The sequence below is a fragment of the Eubacterium maltosivorans genome (assembly GCF_002441855.2).
GTDB classification, from domain to species: Bacteria; Bacillota; Clostridia; order Eubacteriales; family Eubacteriaceae; genus Eubacterium; species Eubacterium maltosivorans.
Genome location: NZ_CP029487.1, coordinates 873,380 through 889,243, shown reverse-complemented (window position 1 = coordinate 889,243; position 15,864 = coordinate 873,380). Strand labels below are relative to the sequence as shown.

General features: G+C 45.7%; 17 protein-coding genes. All 17 read left to right on the top strand.

Annotated features, from left to right (window positions below):
- Positions 1 to 4: 4 nt before the first annotated feature.
- On the top strand, positions 5 to 1,051 hold the full coding sequence (gene selD, locus CPZ25_RS04475; protein WP_096919729.1) for a selenide, water dikinase SelD: 1,047 nt from the start codon (positions 5 to 7) through the stop codon (positions 1,049 to 1,051).
- Positions 1,052 to 1,063: 12 nt separating this feature from the next.
- Positions 1,064 to 1,678: a sulfurtransferase-like selenium metabolism protein YedF gene (gene yedF, locus CPZ25_RS04470; protein WP_058694323.1), complete on the top strand. Its 615-nt coding sequence runs from the start codon at positions 1,064 to 1,066 to the stop codon at positions 1,676 to 1,678.
- Between the two features lie 23 nt (positions 1,679 to 1,701).
- Positions 1,702 to 1,956 carry a putative Se/S carrier protein gene (locus tag CPZ25_RS04465; protein WP_207670844.1) on the top strand — a complete coding sequence of 85 codons (255 nt, stop codon included), beginning with the start codon at positions 1,702 to 1,704 and terminating at the stop codon, positions 1,954 to 1,956.
- Positions 1,957 to 1,975: 19 nt separating this feature from the next.
- The gene (locus CPZ25_RS04460; RefSeq protein WP_096919715.1) at positions 1,976 to 2,992 is read left to right on the top strand and encodes a molybdopterin-binding protein; all 1,017 of its coding nucleotides are present in this window, start codon (positions 1,976 to 1,978) and stop codon (positions 2,990 to 2,992) included.
- Between the two features lie 8 nt (positions 2,993 to 3,000).
- A complete protein-coding gene (locus tag CPZ25_RS04455) occupies positions 3,001 to 4,023 on the top strand; it encodes an XdhC family protein (RefSeq protein ID WP_096919716.1) in 1,023 nt (340 codons plus the stop codon).
- Positions 4,024 to 4,036: 13 nt separating this feature from the next.
- Entirely contained in the window at positions 4,037 to 4,714 is a 678-nt protein-coding gene (gene modB, locus CPZ25_RS04450; RefSeq protein ID WP_096920572.1) for a molybdate ABC transporter permease subunit, read from the top strand.
- Positions 4,711 to 5,763 carry a sulfate/molybdate ABC transporter ATP-binding protein gene (locus CPZ25_RS04445; RefSeq protein ID WP_096920573.1) on the top strand — a complete coding sequence of 351 codons (1,053 nt, stop codon included), beginning with the start codon at positions 4,711 to 4,713 and terminating at the stop codon, positions 5,761 to 5,763. The genes modB and CPZ25_RS04445 overlap by 4 nt, the downstream gene beginning before the upstream one ends.
- Before the next feature lie 5 nt (positions 5,764 to 5,768).
- Entirely contained in the window at positions 5,769 to 6,569 is an 801-nt protein-coding gene (modA, locus tag CPZ25_RS04440; protein WP_096920574.1) for a molybdate ABC transporter substrate-binding protein, read from the top strand.
- Positions 6,570 to 7,005: 436 nt separating this feature from the next.
- On the top strand, positions 7,006 to 7,323 hold the full coding sequence (locus CPZ25_RS04435) for a hypothetical protein (protein ID WP_096920575.1): 318 nt from the start codon (positions 7,006 to 7,008) through the stop codon (positions 7,321 to 7,323).
- 35 nt (positions 7,324 to 7,358) lie between these two features.
- Entirely contained in the window at positions 7,359 to 8,408 is a 1,050-nt protein-coding gene (locus CPZ25_RS04430) for a V-type ATPase subunit (protein ID WP_096920576.1), read from the top strand.
- A 20-nt stretch (positions 8,409 to 8,428) separates the two neighbouring features.
- Entirely contained in the window at positions 8,429 to 10,396 is a 1,968-nt protein-coding gene (locus tag CPZ25_RS04425) for a V-type ATP synthase subunit I (protein ID WP_096920577.1), read from the top strand.
- Between the two features lie 60 nt (positions 10,397 to 10,456).
- Positions 10,457 to 10,891: an ATP synthase subunit C gene (locus CPZ25_RS04420; protein ID WP_013380724.1), complete on the top strand. Its 435-nt coding sequence runs from the start codon at positions 10,457 to 10,459 to the stop codon at positions 10,889 to 10,891.
- A 20-nt stretch (positions 10,892 to 10,911) separates the two neighbouring features.
- Positions 10,912 to 11,214 (top strand): V-type ATP synthase subunit F, encoded by a 303-nt coding sequence (locus CPZ25_RS04415; protein WP_013380723.1) that lies wholly within the window; start codon positions 10,912 to 10,914, stop codon positions 11,212 to 11,214.
- 12 nt (positions 11,215 to 11,226) lie between these two features.
- Positions 11,227 to 11,844 carry a V-type ATP synthase subunit E gene (locus CPZ25_RS04410; RefSeq protein ID WP_243129341.1) on the top strand — a complete coding sequence of 206 codons (618 nt, stop codon included), beginning with the start codon at positions 11,227 to 11,229 and terminating at the stop codon, positions 11,842 to 11,844.
- Complete coding sequence (locus CPZ25_RS04405; RefSeq protein ID WP_096920578.1) at positions 11,845 to 13,632, top strand: V-type ATP synthase subunit A; 1,788 nt, start codon at positions 11,845 to 11,847, stop codon at positions 13,630 to 13,632.
- An 11-nt stretch (positions 13,633 to 13,643) separates the two neighbouring features.
- Positions 13,644 to 15,029 (top strand): V-type ATP synthase subunit B, encoded by a 1,386-nt coding sequence (locus tag CPZ25_RS04400; RefSeq protein WP_096920579.1) that lies wholly within the window; start codon positions 13,644 to 13,646, stop codon positions 15,027 to 15,029.
- Between the two features lie 10 nt (positions 15,030 to 15,039).
- Positions 15,040 to 15,666 carry a V-type ATP synthase subunit D gene (locus CPZ25_RS04395; RefSeq protein WP_096920580.1) on the top strand — a complete coding sequence of 209 codons (627 nt, stop codon included), beginning with the start codon at positions 15,040 to 15,042 and terminating at the stop codon, positions 15,664 to 15,666.
- Positions 15,667 to 15,864 lie beyond the last annotated feature (198 nt).

Sequence of the window (15,864 nt, the reverse complement as noted above, 5' to 3'; positions counted from 1 at the left end):
TGCCATGTCAGAAGATAAACCGAAACGCTTGACCGAAATGGTCAGAAATTGTGGATGTGCTGCGAAGCTTGGGCCAGGCGCTCTGTCAAAGGTTTTAAAAAACCTTGAGCTTAAAGGCTGTGACAGCCTGATAATCGGGCTGGAAAATTCAGATGATGCCGCAGCTTACAGGATTAATGACAAGCAGATCCTGCTCCAGACACTGGATTTTTTTCCACCCATTGTGGACGACCCATATCTCTTTGGACAAATTGCCGCGACAAATGCTCTGAGCGATATTTACGCCATGGGCGGAAAACCGCTGACTGCGATGAATATTGTCTGTTTTCCAGAAAAGGAAGACAAGGCGCTTCTATCCGAAATTTTGAGAGGCGGCGCTGACAAGATACAGGAGGCCGGTGCAGTTCTTATAGGCGGCCACTCAGTCGATGATCTTGAACCTAAATATGGCTTGTCTGTGACCGGAGTGACAGACTGCCTGCACCTTCGTGGGAACTGCCATGCGCGGGAGGGTGACAAGCTTATCCTTACGAAACCTATCGGGACCGGGATTATCGTATCAGCCATCAAAGGCGGTATCGCGACAGACGAATCCTGTGAAGCTGCGATTTTTTCCATGACCACGCTGAATAAAATAGCCTGTGAAGTGATGGGGTTATACGACGAAGTGCATGGCTGTACAGATATTACCGGTTTCAGCCTGGGCGGTCATGGAATTGAGATGGCCAGAGCCAGCCACCTGACCATGGAGCTTGAGGCTTCAGCCATTCCGCTCATGCCTGGAGTCATTGAACTGGCAGAGATGGGCATTGTGCCCGGTGGCACTTATCGGAACAGAGAATATTTTGGACCAGATTACAGATCAACGGTGAGTGGACTGATGGAGGATATTATTTTTGATCCCCAGACTTCCGGCGGCCTTTTGATCAGCGTGTCACCCTCTGAGGCGGAGAATCTTTTGAAAACACTGAAGGTCGAGCTGAAGACAGACTGTGCGCTTGTGGGAGAGCTTACAGACAGGCAGGACAAAGCCCTGATCATAAAAGAATAAAGGAGAAAAACAATGACTAAGATAATCGATGCCATGGGCAAGGCATGTCCTATGCCGGTCATTATGGCCAAAAAAGAAATCGAAGAAAATCGTGACAGTTTTATTATAACCGTCGATAACGCCATTGCGGTTGAAAACCTGAAAAAACTTGCAGCCAGCCAAAGCTATGACGCTGTAGTAAGCGGCAGCGGAGAGCGCTTTGAAGTCCGGTTTATTACAGATGGCCATGAAATACCGGAGGAAGAGATGAAGAAAACGCCAGATGGCGGTGCCGTTGCCTGGGAAACAACAGGCAGATGGGTCGTTTTTATGGGAAAAGACTACATTGGCGAAGGAGAGTATGAGCTGGGGAACGCCTTGGTGAAAATGTTCTTTTACACCCTTTCGCAGGCCGACAACGTGCCAGAGAGCATTTTATTTATGAACAGTGGCGTTAAGCTGCCAGCCCTGGATGAGCAGGTGGCTACCCATTTACAGGCTCTGGAGGACCGGGGTGTAAAGATACTGGTCTGCGGAACTTGTCTTGACTACTATAAACTTAAGGATAAACTGAAGCTTGGTGAAATCAGCAATATGTATGACATTACAGAAAAGATGTTGGCCGCTTCAAAGGTTATTAGTCTGTAATAATGAAGGGACAGGATTATTATTTGCTGACTTTTGCCAATACCCACGCAGCCATGATGGCCGAAGGAATATTGAAGGATCTTTTTGAAATCACGATTATTCCAACGTTAAGGGAGATTTCGGCGGGGTGCGGTATTTCAATAAGCGTTAAGACATCGGACATAGAAAATGCATTAAAACAGCTGAAAACAGCGAAATTTGATGAAACACTGATGGACATCTATAGGGTTCGCCATATCGGAGGAAAAGTCTGTCCAGAACCAGTGCGTTCAAAATAAAACAGAACGAGGCAGTAAAATGGAAAGTGTAAAAACAACAGAAGCCCTGGGGCTGATCTTATGTCATGACATGACACAAATCATAAAAGACGAGTTTAAAGGCCCGAGATTCCGCAAGGGGCATGTGATTCAGAAAGAGGATATACCCGTGCTTTTATCCATGGGAAAGGAGCACGTTTATATCTGGAAAAACGACCCCGGCATGGTTCATGAAAACGCTGGAGCCGAGGTACTGTACCGACTATGTGCAGGGGCGTATATGTCTCCTTCGGAGGTAAAGGAAGGAAAAATTGAGGTGATTGCAGAGAGAGACGGGTTGCTAAAGGTGGACAGCGGTAGGCTAAAAGCGCTTAATGCCCTGGGTGAGCTCATGATTGCCACCAGACATGGGAACTTTCCTGTTAAAAAAGGAGATAAGCTGGCAGGGACCCGGATTATTCCACTGGCCATTGAACAGGATAAGCTGGACCGCGCTGTGGCCCTTGGCGGCGGAAAGCCCATTCTGAAGCTGCTGCCATTTAAAAAAAAGAAGGCGGCTGTCATCAACACTGGAAGCGAGCTCTATGCGGGGCGGATTAAGGATGCTTTTGGTCCTGTGATCAAGGACAAGCTGGACGAATACGGTGTTGACGTTATGGCGCAGGAGATTCTTCCCGATGATGAGGCGTTAGTTTCGGAAAAAATCAGTGAATTTATCGAAAAAGGCGCCGAGATCGTCATCTGTACCGGAGGTATGAGCGTGGACCCGGACGATATTACGCCAAGTGCCATTCAAAAGACTGGCGCCGAGATCGTCAGCTACGGTGCACCGGTATTGCCGGGGGCGATGTTTCTACTGGCATATCAGGGGGAGATACCCATAATGGGCCTGCCAGGATGTGTGATGTACGCCAAAAGAACAGTATTTGACCTGGTGCTCCCCAGAATACTGGCAGGGGAAAAACTGGTTCCGGAGGATTTATCTTCTCTGGGTGAGGGTGGCTTATGTTTAAATTGTGAAGTCTGCACCTACCCAAACTGTGGTTTTGGAAAGTAGAGGAAATAATGAAGGATTTTTACAAAGCGCTTAAGCTTTCAAAAAAGAGAAAAGAACCCCTGGTAGTTGTGACCATTATTGATTTTCATGGCTCTGCGCCCAGGGGGACAGGCGCCAGAATGGCTGTTTATAAGAATGGCAGCACCACAGGTACCGTGGGTGGTGGAGCCATCGAATACGATGCTCAGCAGGAAGCGCAGAAACTGTTTGAAACTAAGATCTCCTTTATGAAAAAATACATACTGAGGCCAAATGAGGCCGCTGATCTCGGTATGGTATGCGGCGGAAACGCCACATTGTATTTTCAGTATTTTTCCCCCGATAATCCGCAGACAGAAAAGCTGATTGAAGAGCTGGACAGAGCATTTAAATCCAATGAGGATTTCTGGCTCCTGACCAGCTGGGAGAAGCCTGCGGATTTTGAAATGACTGTCGTCGATGGAGAGAAGAAAAAAACAGCTTTTTTTGATATCGAGTTATTTCAAAAAGAAAGTCGATTGCTTAAAAAGGACAAAATCGTTTTTTTCTCACAGCCACTATTGCAAAACGGGCGGGTTTATGTATTTGGCGGTGGACATATTGCTAAGGAGCTCGTGCCCTTGCTCAGTCATCTGGACTTTAAATGCGTGGTTATTGATGACCGGGAGGCGTTTGCAAACAGTGAAGTCTTTCCAGATGCTGATGCGGTTTTTGTCAGCGATTTTAAAGATATCGGCACATTTTTAAAGATTGGCCCATCAGATTATGTGGTCATAATGACCAGGGGACACCAGAACGATTATCTGGTCGAGGCGCAGGTCCTTAAAACAAAAGCCCGTTATATCGGTGTTATCGGCAGCAGGAAAAAAACGGAAGCTGTTAACGGAAAGCTCATGAAGCTTGATGGCTTTACACAGGAAAGATTGAACATGGTTTATACGCCGATTGGAAAAGCGATTAAAGCAAAAACGCCGGCAGAAATAGCCATCAGTATTGCCGCAGAGCTCATTGAAGTAAGGGCGTCAGACGAAAGCATAAAAACTTTTAAATAGTGGAGGTGTTTGTATGGCAGAGAGTTATTCACCCCTTCTGATTTCCTTAAAAACAGCGATTCTGGCAACAGCTGTTACGGTTATTCTGGGCATTTTGGCCGCACGGCTGGTTATCCGCTTTCCGGAAAAAGCCCAATGGCTGACAGATGGCATTCTGACACTTCCGCTGGTTTTGCCCCCGACGGTTATCGGCTTTATCCTGCTGATGATTTTTGGCAAAAACAGCCCTTTGGGACAGGCGCTGCTGCAATTGGGGATACGCGTGGTCTTTTCGTGGAGCGGAGCAGTTATCGCCGCCATTGTTGTTTCCTTTCCTCTTATGTACCGTACCACCAAGGCGGCTTTTGAACAGATGGATCAGAACCTTATTGATGCCGGGAGAACGATGGGGCTTTCAGAGCGCTATATTTTCTGGCGAATAAGAGTCCCGGTAAGCCTGCCAGGAATTGGAGCCGGCATGGTGCTGGCTTTTGCCCGGGCCATCGGCGAATTTGGGGCGACACTGATGATTGCCGGGAACATTCCAGGCAAAACACAAACCGTTCCCCTGATTATCTACACGGCCACAGCAGCTGGAGATATGCGTTTAGCCATGCAGTGGGTAGCGGTTATCGTAGCCATATCACTGTTTTCCATTGGCGGCATGAATGTCTGGCTGGCCTTGCAGGGAAGAAAGGCAGGTAAAGCATGAGCATGCTGGTGGATATTGAAAAAAGATTTAAAGGATTTAATCTGAAAGTACAGTTTGAAAGCGGTGAGGGAGTGACCGGACTGCTGGGTGCCTCCGGATCAGGAAAAAGCATGACCCTGAGGTGTATCGCCGGTATTGAAAAACCTGATAGAGGACAAATCATAGTAGATGGCATTACCTATTTCGATTCTGAAAAGAAGATCAACCTGCCGCCTCAAAAAAGAAGCGTTGGATATCTTTTCCAAAATTACGCGCTATTTCCGAATATGACTGTAAGCCAGAATATTACAGCAGGAATGAAGAAAAGCGCGGACAGTACCCGGAAAATTCTGAAGCAGATGATCGAACGCTTTCAAATCCATGAACTAGAGGAGCGTTATCCGGCACAGCTTTCCGGCGGGCAACAACAGCGTGTGGCGCTGGCGAGAATTTTCGCGCGCAGCCCGAAATTACTGATGCTGGATGAACCCTTTTCGGCTTTGGACACTTTTTTGAAATGGGAACTACAGCGTGAAGTCTCAAAAATTTTGAAGGATTATGAAGGAACCACACTTTTTGTCTCGCATTCGAGAGATGAAATTTTTGCCATTTGTGATCGTGTTGCTATAATTAATGATGGAAAAATTGACCGATTTGATGCGTTAAGAAATATTTTTGACAATCCTGGAACGATATCTGCTACGAAACTAACCGGTTGTAAAAATATTTCGAGAATAAAACCGTTGCAAGGCCATTGCTTTGAGGCGGTGGATTGGGGCTGTATGCTTTACTCAGACGTACCGCTTTCACAGGATATTAGCCATGCAGGCATCCGGGCACATTTCTTTGAGCCGGTAGAACATCCTGGTGAAAATACCATCGAAATAGAGATTGAGGATGTTATCGAATCCCAGTTTAAGGTATCCGTTTTATTTAGGCCTTTTGGAAGGGAGGTGAACCAACTGCTGTGTTGGGATTTTGAACGTGTTTATTTTGGAAAAGAGCCTGGACGTGAGTTTCCAAAATATTTAAAAATTGCGCCTGAAAATATCATCTTAATGAAAGGGTAAGAAATATGAAAAGTGTAAAAATATTAATTGTTACTGTTTTGATGGGAGTTCTCATTATTGGGTTTACCGCTTGCAGCACACAGAACAATGCGCAGACGGGAGACAGCGCGGACAATGTTAATCTGACGATTTCAGCAGCGGCCAGTTTAAAAAATGCCATGGAAGAGCTGACGCCAATGTACGAACAGGCCAATAAAGGGCAGACATTAACTTTTAATTATGGTGGCTCAGGCGATCTTCAAAAGCAGATTGAGAACGGTGCTCCGACAGATGTTTTCATTTCTGCCGCACAAAAACAGATGGACGCTTTGGAGCAGGAGGGGTTTTTGGCAGAAGGCACCCGTGAAGATCTGCTGAAAAACAATCTGGTTTTAATTGTGCCCCGGGGAAAAACCGAAATCGCCACCATTGAGGATCTGGGTACGGATAAGGCTGCTCAGGTTGCTTTAGGTGAACCGAGCGCAGTACCCGCCGGTCAATATGCTGAAGAGGCGCTGACTAACCTTAATCTTTTAGACACTGTAAAGGCAAAGGCTGTTTACGGCAAAGATGTTACACAGGTATTGACCTATGTAGAAAATAGAGAGGTGGACGCAGGGCTGGTCTACGAAACGGACGCAAAATCAGTCCCAGACAAGGTTACTATAGTAAGCAAAGTTCCGGAAAGCAGTTACAAAACCGTTATTTACCCAATGGCTGTTTTAAAGGACAGCACCCTGCAGGATGCGGCCAAAAATTTTGAAAGCTTTTTAAATAGTGATGAAGCTAAAGCAGTTTTTGAAAAATACGGTTTTGAGCCGTTGTAAATTAAATAGCTCCTGGTCAAAGGACCGGGAGCTTATTTTATACCTGAATGGTGGGCAGCAGATGCAGTTGATTTTGGCGCATAGCATCGGCAGACAAAAAGGATAAAGACAAATTTGTTTTCATTTCGTTACTGCCATCACACTTGCTTATATATATTTAATAGGAAGATAATTTTAATTTTTCGTGGATTTTTGGGGCTGAAGGGTATAAAATATCAACAGAGTGAATATAATTTCATTCTGGGAATCCATTATTTATAAAAAGCCACGCTATTATTACCGATTAGCATCAAAAGATACTACAATTTTGAGCTTTTGTCTAAAAATTGCAGTTAAAACCATTTCAAAAACAAAAATAGTTATTGCTTTGTATACATAAAGTGCTATAATGGGTTCAGACTAGAATTAATTTTTGAAGAAGGAGGTCGTTATTAGGATGATAAATGAAGTGCTTCATCAGATTATCGATCTGGACAACCGGGCCAAGAAAATCAAAGCCAGCGCCACAGCCCGCGCGGAAAAAATCGTAGCCGATACCAAAGACGAGTTAAAAGAAGAAGAAACGAATGTTATCACCGCTGCAAAAGAGGAAAGCAAACAAAACTATGACGTTGAAATCAAAAAAGCTGAAGAAGAGAAGGATAACGCCATAAAAGAAATGTCGAGCTCGATTAAAGCATTGCGAGAGCAGTACGAAAGTGCAAAACAAGAAAGTGCAAAAAGAGTTTTGGACGAACTGTTTCAGTCGATCTGATTCTTGAAAAATTTAAAGAAAAGTAGTGAAGATTAATGGCGAATAGTAATCATGCGTGTGTGAACACGAAATTATTGGCAATGAAGTCAAAGATGCTTGGAACTCAGGATTACGAGGCGCTGATTAAAGCTCCTTCGCTGAATGACCTTTTTTATTACCTGAAGGACAATACCTATTACGGGCCATTTCTGGAGGAGGTTCATACGGACCATCTTCACCGCCTGGAACTGGAAGTGCCCCTCACCCGGATGAAGATTTACGAAATTGAGAAGCTGATGCACTATCTGCAGGGAGAAGAAAAGACGTTTGTAAAAACGCTGCTGATCCGTTCGGATATTGAAAGCCTCCGCGTTTTGATCCGCGGGATTGCCCGCGGCGCGAATCTTGAAGAGCTCGCCGGGTTTCTGGTCTATTCAGAAAAGTACACCAACATACCCTTTGACAAATTGGTAAAAACAAAAGATTGGGACAGCTTTAAAAAAGCCCTGGTCGGCACCGATTATTACCGTCTTCTCGAAATCTACCGGCAGGTAACCGTGGAGGATGACCTCTTTCCCATCGAAAAGGGGCTCGAACGTTATTACTATGATAAGCTGAAAAACAGCCTGAACAAGCTGGATCAGAAAAGGAACAAGGACCTTATCAAGACAACGCGTGAGGGCATTGATCTTTTAAACCTGGTTTGGTTTTATCGTGGCAAGAAGTTCTACCACCTTTCCCGTGAGGAGCTGCTGGCCTATGCGCTGCGCGGCGGTCTTAAGATTAAAGAGAAAGATATTCAGCATATGAGTGAGATCAAAAACATCGATACACTCCACGAGGTGATGAAATCCTACAGTGAATATGCTTTTCTGTTTAATCATTCGAAAACACTGGACCTGTATATGGAAAGAAGACGTGAACGATTTATGTACTATGCCTATCTGAAGCTGTTTAACGGCACAGAAGCTGGCCTGGGAAAGGTCGTTGCATTCATACGGCTCATTGAATACGAGATTGAGGACATTACCTCCATCATCGAAAGCAAGCGTTACCGTATGTCTGCGTTAGAAACAGAAAAATTTTTAATCAGATCTTTTGAGTAAGATGTGAAAGGAAGTATTATATGGCTATAGAAAATGTTATGATGATGAACGTTGTAGGCAAAATAAACTACGTCGACCGTTTCGCTAAAGACATTTTTCTTTTCAATGATATCCAGATTGTTGATGCCATGAACGAAATTGATACCGGGCGTTTTACTTTGCCAGTCTGCGAAGAAAACATCGGTGAGCTGCTGGGATTTGCCCAGCTCGTTCCTGGTGAAAACATGGTGGATGAGAAGATTTTTGTACAGAAAGTGCAAAAATTAAATGAGCTTTACGACAATAAGCTGACCCTGGATACAAAAGCCCTGTCCAAAAAGGAATATGACCTTGGTGAAATCCTTGAAAAAGCCGATCGTTTCCAAAACTATCTGGATACGGAATTTGAAAATCTTGGAAAAGCGCGGGAAGAACTAAAAAGAGTTAACACGAGTATCGAAGCCTACGAATACATCAAAAATATTGATGTGAAAATGGAAGACTTAAATAACATGGAATACTTTACCTATACCATCGGCTCTGTCTCTAAAGACAACGCGGCCCGGTTAAAGAGTATTTACAACACGGTTACTTCCATTGTGTTCCACGTCGGGGACACCAGCCAGAATGAAGAAGTTTTTATGATTATTTCACCTAAGGATTTTGAGGTGGAAACCAACCGTATTTTAAAAGCGCTGAACTTTAAACTGGTTGAAGGTTACGACGATGCTTATATAAAAGCACCAGGCGACATTTTGGCAGATCTGGGCCTTGAAAAAGTAAAACTGGAAAAAATAATTTCTGAAAATGAAACGCTGCTTGAAAAGCACCGTAATGAAAATAAAGTGGAAGCAGAAGAAGTTTTCAATGTGCTCACACTTTACGCAAACTTGAATATCATTAAAAAGTACATGGCTTTCAGTGAGGAAAACTTCTATTTTTCCGGATGGGTCTCCAAAAAAGACAGAGCGGCCCTGGAAAAGATCGCTGCGCAGTATGACAATATGATTGTCATGTTCACCGATCCCGATGCCGCTAACAAACCGCCGACAAAAATGAAAAACAACTGGGTTTTCAGGCCCTTTGAGACACTGGTAAAAATGTACGGGGTGCCAGCATATAACGAGTTAGATCCCACCCCATTTCTCAGTATCACATATTTATTTTGCTTTGGATATATGTTTGGGGATGTAGGCCAAGGTCTTGTCCTATTACTGGCCGGCTATATCTTTGGCAAACGGGGAGTAGAATTGGGGCATGTTATTGCACGAATGGCATGCAGTTCCATTATTTTTGGCTTCATATACGGAAGTATATTTGGTAATGAGTCGATTCTGCCGACACTTTGGGTCAGACCCTTTGAAAACATCAATACGGTGCTTTTGACGGCAGTTGTGCTCGGTGTGGTGATGCTGTTTGTTGCTTATCTGTACAGCATTATCAACAAGCTGCGAGCGGGGGACATTAAAGAAGGACTCTTCGGCAAAAATGGTATTGCCGGCTTTGTCCTTTACATCAGCATCTTGTTGTGCGCGCTCTGCGCTACGGGGATTATCCCGGGCGGCAGTGCCTTTACACCGTTTTTGGCAGTTCTTGCAGTCGCTTTGGTCATCTTGGTGCTTCTGCGTGAGCCTATTGCCAATACCATCAGAAAAAGAAAATTGTACGATACATCTGCAGGGGATTATTATGTGGAAAGCGGCTTTGAGCTTTTTGAAATGCTGCTGGCCATGCTCAGCAACACCCTGTCGTTTATCAGAGTCGGGGCCTTTGCGCTGACTCACGTTGGACTGTTTATGGCATTTGAAACCCTGGCCACCATGGTGGGCGGCGGTTTTGGCGGTGTGATTGTTCTGATCATCGGTAATGTTTTAATCATTGTGCTGGAAGGTCTGATCGACTTTATCCAGTGCCTGAGATTACAGTTCTATGAACTGTTCAGTAAATATTACACAGGCGACGGGGAGGAATTTGTTCCTCTGAGCAGTGAAATCAGAAACACACTTTAATCAAAATAACATGATAAATATCTATCCCTGATGGGATACACGAAGAAAAAGGAGTTTAAAATGAGTATTTTAACAATTATTACAATTTTAGCTGGTCTTTTAGTTCTGGCAACCATTGCCGGTGGTGTTTATTTTATTTATAAGGACTGCACCTCTGAACAGAGCCGTCTGAAAAAGTTTTTAAGATTTAATTTAGCCGGATTTATCCCGACGATGGCTGCTGCTTTAATTATGTTTGCTCCATCTGCTGTTGCTGCCGCTACCAATCCTGCCGGCATGTCTGACGCGGGCCTGGGTTACATTGGCGCCGCATTATCGACTGGTTTAGCCTGTGTGGGTGCAGGTTACGCTGTTGGTGTCGTTGGTTCTGCCGCTCTTGGCGCTGTATCCGAAAATGAAAAGATTCTTGGTAAAACTCTGATCTACGTAGGCCTGGCTGAAGGGGTTGCCATTTACGGATTAATTATCTCGATCATGATCATCGGTAGTCTCTAAGCCTTTAAGGATATGACAAAATGAAATCTTTTGTGATCAGCGAAAATCGTGATTCCTATTTAGGCATGAAATTAGCTGGAATCGAAGGCGCCTACGTCAGAGATCAGGAAACCATTGAAAGTACGTTTAAAGAAGCTCTGAAGAATAAGGAAATCGGCATTATCTTTCTAACCGAAAAGGCTTATTTAATGATCGAAGATCTCGTACTGGATACCAAAAAAAAGGTTCTCTTCCCTTTGATCACGGTCATACCTGACCGCTATGGTTATCAGAGAGAACAGGGAATCATCACCCAATATATTAAAGAATCCGTAGGATTGTAAGGAAGTGAACACATGATATCAGTTGAAGAAAAACTTGGTGTCTTTACACAATATCTCCTAAGGAAACAACGCGAATGGGGCAAGCAGACCATCAATACAGCAAAGGATAAAAAGCTGGAAATGGTGAAGGCTTCTGGTGAAAAAATCAAGGAAGAAAAACGCAGTATCGAAGAACGCGGTTACCACGTTATTTTCCGTGATAAGAATAAAATTATCGCTCAGGGTAAAAACACTGCAAAAACAGAGCTTTTAGAAGAAAAAAGCCGTATTTTGGAGGATTTTAAACAGGCGGTGCTGGATGAAGCCAGAAATTATGTCGGCACAGAAATCTATCGCGGTTACCTTGTAAAATGTCTGGAAAAGGTTCCGAACATTTTGAGAGACCGCAAAGATATTATTATTTTTGTAAATGACCCGGACAGTGCGTTTGTCAAACAAAACGCCTCGAGGGTTCTGCCCGATTACACCATCACATTTGATGCGTTACCTGCAGGCACCATTGGAGGCATTGTAGTCAGAGACACAGACAACCGTATTAACTGCGATTTTACCGTCGAGAACCTTGTACGCACCAATTACAAGCTCATCGGTATGCGCTTGAACGAAGTAATGGAAAAGCAGGTGGGTTAATTGAGTAATGAAGTAAAGAATGAAGTAAAAGGCGTTATTTCAGGCATCAACGGACCCGTTGTAACAGGGACCAACATGACCGCCTTCCAAATGCGTGAAATGGTCATGGTCGGCAGAAAAAAGCTGATCGGCGAAGTCATTGTCCTGGACGGCGACATTGGAACTATTCAGGTATATGAAGAAACCGAAGGCCTGATGCCCGGCGAGGAAATCCTGTCAACCGGCATGCCTTTAAGCGTAAAGCTTGGACCGGGGATGCTTAAAAATATGTTCGATGGTATCCAAAGGCCCCTGGAAAAAATACAGGAGATCTCACCGGTGTTTATCCCGGAAGGGATCGGCCTGATGTCCATTGACGAAGAAAAACTGTGGGATTATAAAGCCCGGCTGAGTGTTGGCGATACCGTTAAACCCGGACAGGTCTTTGGGACCGTTCAGGAAACCCTGATGATCGAGCACCGCCTCATGGTGCCGCCGAACGTAAAGGGAACCGTGGTGGAAGCCAGAGAAGACGGCAGCTATAATATCGAAACGGCGTTAGTCGTGGTTGAGGATGACCGAAAAAGACGGCATGCGCTCAAAATGTACCAGGAATGGCCGGTAAGAACACCGCGTCCTGCCAGGTTCAGAAGAGAGCCGGAAAAACCACTGGTCACCGGCCAGCGTATCATTGACTTTTTCTTCCCCATTGCCAAGGGCGGCACAGCAGCCATCCCGGGGGGCTTCGGAACCGGTAAAACCACCACCCAGCATCAGCTGGCAAAATGGTCCGATGCGGATATTATCATCTACATTGGCTGTGGCGAGCGTGGGAATGAAATGACCGAGGTTATCGAAGATTTCCCAGGCCTCATCGACCCGAAATCCGGCGAGTCCATCATGGAGCGTACGGTTATGATCGCCAATACCTCCAACATGCCCGTTGCGGCCCGTGAAGCCAGTATCTATACCGGTATCACCATGGCCGAATATTTCAGAGATATGGGCTATGACGTGGCCATGATGGCTGACTCCACCTCCCGCTGGGCAGAAGCCCTGCGTGAAATCTCCGGACGTCTGGAAGAAATGCCGGCGGAAGAAGGCTATCCGGCCTACCTGTCCTCCCGTATCGCAGAGTTCTACGAACGTGCAGGCTCTGTGGACACCTTGTGCGGGGAAGAGGGCTCCATCAGTATTGTCGGGGCCGTATCACCGGCCGGCGGGGACTTCTCAGAGCCCGTTACCGAAAATACCAAGCGTTATGTCAACACCTTCCTGGCGCTGGATAAGAACCTGGCCTATGCCCGTCACTATCCGGCCATCAACTGGATGGAAAGCTACTCCGGTTATGTGAAGCTGCTGACCGACTGGTATGAAGACAACGTGGCCGAGGACAGTATCCAGCTGCGTAACAAAATGCTGGATCTGCTTTTCCAGGAAAACAAGCTCCAGGAAATGGTCATGCTCATCGGTGAAGACGCACTGCCGGACGACCAGCGCTGGGTGTTAAACATCGCCAAGCTCATCCGGGTCGGCTTCCTACAGCAGAACACCTTTGACGATACCGACACCTATGTACCGCTTGAAAAACAGTACCGTATGTTAAAGGTTATGGATTATCTCTATGAAAAAGGCCTGGCAGGCCTGAAGCAGGGGATACCAACCTCGGTGCTTTACAATGAAAAAATCTTTGATGACGTCATCAAGATGAAATACAATATTCCGAATGATGATTTCAGTGGGATTGATGTCCTGAGACAGGATATTGATGAATACTACGACGATCTCATGCGCAGATATCAGGATTAAGGAGGCACAGTATGCAAAGAGAATATCTAAAAATAGACAACATTAACGGGCCTCTTATTTTGATCACAGACGTTGAGGATGTTTTCTACGGTGAGGTGGTAAACATTCAGGACCAGGCCACCGGCGAGGTGAAAAAAGGGAAGGTCATCAAAATTGACGGCACGACCATCACCGTCCAGGTGTTCCAGTCCACCGCCGGCCTGGCCGCCGAAAACAGCGTCACCCGCTTTACCGGCGAGGCCTTTAAAATCCCAATGTCCATGGACCTCATGGGCCGCGTGTTCAACGGGATTGGAGAACCCATTGATAACGGTGCGGATATCTTCAGTACCGTTGAATCCAATATCAATGGTGCGCCCATCAACCCCATGAGCCGTGAATACCCGCGTAACTTTATTCAGACCGGTATTTCCGCCATCGACGTGCTGATGACCCTGATCCGTGGCCAGAAGCTGCCGATCTTCTCCGGAAACGGCCTGTCCCACAATGAGCTGGCCGCGCAGATCGTGCGCCAGGCCAAGCTGAGCGACGATGTGGACGAACAGTTCGCCATCGTGTTTGCCGCCATCGGCGTTAAGCACGACGATGAAAAGTTCTTCCGCAAAACCTTTGAGGAAGCCAACGTCATGGACCGGGTTGTCATGTTTGTCAACTACGCCGATGACCCGGTAGCCGAAAGAAACACCGCGCCGCGGTGCGCTCTGACCGTTGCCGAGTACCTGGCCTTCCAGAAGGATATGCATATTCTGGTCGTCATGAGCGATATTACCGCTTACTGCGAGGGCCTGCGTGAAATTTCGTCGGCCCGTGAAGAAGTACCAAGCCGTAAGGGCTACCCGGGCTACATGTACTCCGACCTGGCCGCGCTGTACGAACGCGCCGGCATGTTAAAGAGCAGCAGGGGTTCCATTACCTTCCTGCCCATCCTGACCATGCCGAATGATGATATCACCCATCCCATCCCTGACTTAACCGGTTATATAACCGAGGGCCAGATTGTACTGGGACGTGACCTGTTCCAGCGGAGCATCTATCCGCCGATCGACGTCCTGCCATCCCTCTCCCGTCTGATGAAGGACGGTATCGGGGAAGGCTACACCCGTGAAGACCATCAGGACCTGGCCAATCAGCTGTTTGCCGCTTATTCCAGAGTGCAGGAAGTCCGTGACCTCTCCCAGATCATGGGTGAGGACGACCTATCCGAAACCGATAAGCTGTACATGGAATTTGGCCGTGCCTTTGAAGATGAATTCCTGAGTCAGGATTTTGATGAAAACCGGACCATCTATGAAAGCCTGGATCTTGGCTGGAAGCTGTTAACCATCCTGCCAGTCACCGAACTTGACCGTCTGAGTCCAAAACTGATCGAAAAATATCTGCCAAAGAAGAATGCGTAGGTGATCACTTATGGCCATTAAAATCACGCCGACTAAGGCAAATTTAATCAAGTCGAAGTCAAGCCTGGCCTTTTCAACCAAAGGGTATAACCTGCTCGATAAAAAGCGGACCGTTCTGATCCAGGAAATCATGAAGCTGGTCAAGCAGTCCGAGGAGATCGAACAGAAGATTACCGAAATTTTTAAGGAAGCTTACATAGCACTCCAGCAGGTAACCATCAGCATGGGCCTCAACCACGTTGAGGAATACGCTTTGTCCATCCCGCAGGAGGAAGACTTCGACGTGCGTACCCGAAGCGTTATGGGCGTCGATATTCCAGAGATTGTGGACAACGAGAACAAGAACAAAAACTTCAGCCTGCCCTATGGCTTCCATGAAAATAATCCGGCCCTGGATGTGGCCATCGAGAAGTTTAATGAGGTAAAGCACCTGTCCTATAAGCTGGCAGAAATCGAGAGTACAGCCTTCAAGCTGTCCCTCGAGATCAAAAAAACACAGAAAAGTGCCAACGCTCTGGATAAAATTCAGATACCAAAGCTTAAGGATCAAATTAAATACATTGAGGAAAGCATCGAAGAAAAGGACCGTGAGGAAAACTTCCGCATTAAAAAGGTCAAAAAACACAACCAATCATAACGTAACGTTACAGAAACCACCAAATTTGGTGGTTTCTGTTATTTCACGGGCTTTTCAGGTATATTCTTTACAAAGACGAGGAATTTTTTGAAATTGTTACAATATTAAGATTTATTGACACTTTAGTTGAATTTTGTTAAAATTTATAGTGAAATTATTATTTTTCCTATTATACTTTCAACCGTTTTTCAAATTGAA